The 2447-nt window shown below is 34.0% G+C and carries 2 protein-coding genes; both read right to left on the bottom strand.

Annotated features, from left to right (window positions below; genetic code table 11):
- Window positions 1–172: 172 nt before the first annotated feature.
- Window positions 173–1546: an RCC1 domain-containing protein gene (locus CHU92_RS00530; protein ID WP_094411532.1), complete on the bottom strand. Its 1374-nt coding sequence runs from the start codon at window positions 1544–1546 to the stop codon at window positions 173–175.
- Window positions 1547–1669: 123 nt separating this feature from the next.
- The coding region (locus CHU92_RS00525; protein WP_094411530.1) for a hypothetical protein at window positions 1670–2447 on the bottom strand (778 nt) is incomplete at its 5' end.

Here is a 2447-nt window from a genome sequence, read left to right as displayed (position 1 = left end):
GTACTGATGTCGTGGGGTCGTTTTTAAGCTGCCGCATAACGTTTTGCATATTTATGAAGTGGTGGAATTTGAAAACGGATGTTTTAATTTTTCACTAAAATTAATTTGAATACCAAATGTTCAATTTAGCACTGAACCCGCCATTTCATAAATATGCTGTTGTATGAAGCCATTATTTTTTAATTAACTTATATGTTTCTATATTATTGTTATCAGATTTTATTTCAAGGATGTAAACACCTGCTTTTAAATCACTTAAATCTAAAAAATCTCTTGCTTCTTTTTCGGTAATTAATTGTTTGCCAAATAAATCAATAATTTTTATATATTCAATACTCGTATTATTTACATTGCCAATAAATAACAAATTTTCAACTGGATTAGGATAAAGTGTTAAACTATTAACCACAAATTCATTGTATTGAAGAGTTGGACAATTTAATGAATAAGGAGTATTTTTATTAATTGTTGTACCATCACCAAGTTGTCCATATTCATTATTCCCCCAAGTTTTCAATGAACCATCGCTTTTTAAGGCAACTGCATGTTTATAACCTTTTGAAGAAGAAATTTTTGACCAGTTTGTTTCACTATTTATTGGTATAAATGTATCTTGACTAGAATTATTGCCGTTACCTAATTGTCCATTATCATTCCAGCCACATACCCAAAGTGTTCCATCATTTTTAATTGCATATGAGCTGCTAAAACCTGCAGAAACTTCAGCCCAACTAATAGAAATTCCAATTTGTTCAGGATTATTTGTACTTGGATTGAAACCATTACCTAACTGTCCATCAAAATCTGAACCCCAAGCCCATAACGAACCAGTTACTCTAATTGCTAAATTATGAGCTGAACCCGAAGCTATTTTATCCCAAGTTGTTTGAATACCAATCTGACCAGGTTGATTTCTATTAACAAAATTTGAACTACCTAATTGGCCTAATTGATTATCTCCCCAACTCCACATAGTACCATCAGTTTTTATTGCTAATGAATGGCCTTGACCTGCACTAATTGATTTCCAATTATTTGATGTTCCGATTTGTGTAGGCATTAATTTGTTAACATTTGTTCCATCGCCTAATTGACCTTTGAAGTTGTTACCCCATGCCCAAAGTGTACCATTGGTTTTAATTGCTAATGTGTGAAAATATCCAACGGCTATTTCTTTCCAGTTATTATCAGTACCAACTTGAATCGGAATAACAGAACTAATTGTAGTTCCATTACCTAATTGTCCATAATTATTATTCCCCCAAGCCCATAAAGTTCCATCTGTTTTAATTGCTAAAACATGACTGTTAGCGCTAATTTTATCCCAATTAGAATCAAGTCCGATTTGAATAGGTGTATAACTATTTGCTGTTGTACCATTTCCGAATTCACCGTTAAAATTTGAACCCCAAGCCCAAAGTGTACCATCTATTTTTATTCCATAAGTCACATTTGATGATTCAGCTGAAACAGATTTCCAACATTGAGAATAAGAATTAAAATAAATAGTTGTTAGTAATAGTATTAACTTTAATTTTGTTTTCATATTATTTAGTTAATTTAATGGTTTCATACAACGGTTTGCAAGCAGGCGTAGGCGCCTCTCAAAACAAATATAGTAAAAAGGCGCTTACGCTTGCTTGGTGTTATATGCAGCTTTTATTCACGGTCATTGCGCTTTCAATATTTTATCTGCAATTGTCAAGCAGTTTTCCATTGTCCCGCTCATCCCCATATTGTCAGTTTCAAGTTTATGGAGTCTGTTTGCAATTTCTTGTCTGTCCGCTTTTGATTTTACAAGTCCAAAAATTTCAGGAACATAGCTTTGATATTCGTCTCTTGGTGCCATGTCGTTAATTCCAATTGGATCCCAGTCAAACCAAAGTATGTCATCAATTTTTTTATAAAGCAAAAAATCTTTCGCTGCAGTTAAACTGTCTTTGAATTTTTTGTTGCGACTGAATAACAGAATAGTAGATTTTATTTCTTCTTCAAGTCTGTTGTCGTCAAAATGTTCTGTCGCTTTGAGGGCGAAACTCGCAATATAGTGTCCGCTGTCACTGTCAAATGGAGCGGGTTGTCCTGAAGCATTATAAGTTACTTTTGCAACGAGTTCTGCAAGTCTTAAATAGTATTCAGGTTTATAGTTTTTATTTTCAAGTCCGAACACTCTGATTTTTGTAAACTGTTGGTGTGCTTCTTTCCAACGGTTTTTGTCGTCAATAATTGGGTAGAGTTCAAGAATAGAAGTCGGGATGTCTTTTATGTAATGGTCAAAACGAGATAAAACCAATCCTGCCCAACCCGGTCTGATGTCGTTGAGCAAGTTTTCAAAAATCTGTTGTCCGATTTTGATATTAGTTTTAATGTCGTATTCTTCAGATGTCATAAAGTTGCATATAACGGTTTGCCGCTTGCCGCAGTGGGGGATTTCGGAGCTCTTCACT

It is taken from the genome of Flavobacterium cyanobacteriorum, from assembly GCF_002251835.1.
GTDB classification, from domain to species: Bacteria; Bacteroidota; Bacteroidia; order Flavobacteriales; family Flavobacteriaceae; genus Flavobacterium; species Flavobacterium cyanobacteriorum.
The sequence above is the reverse complement of the archived record's forward strand: the minus strand, read 5'-3'. Positions and strand labels throughout refer to the sequence as shown.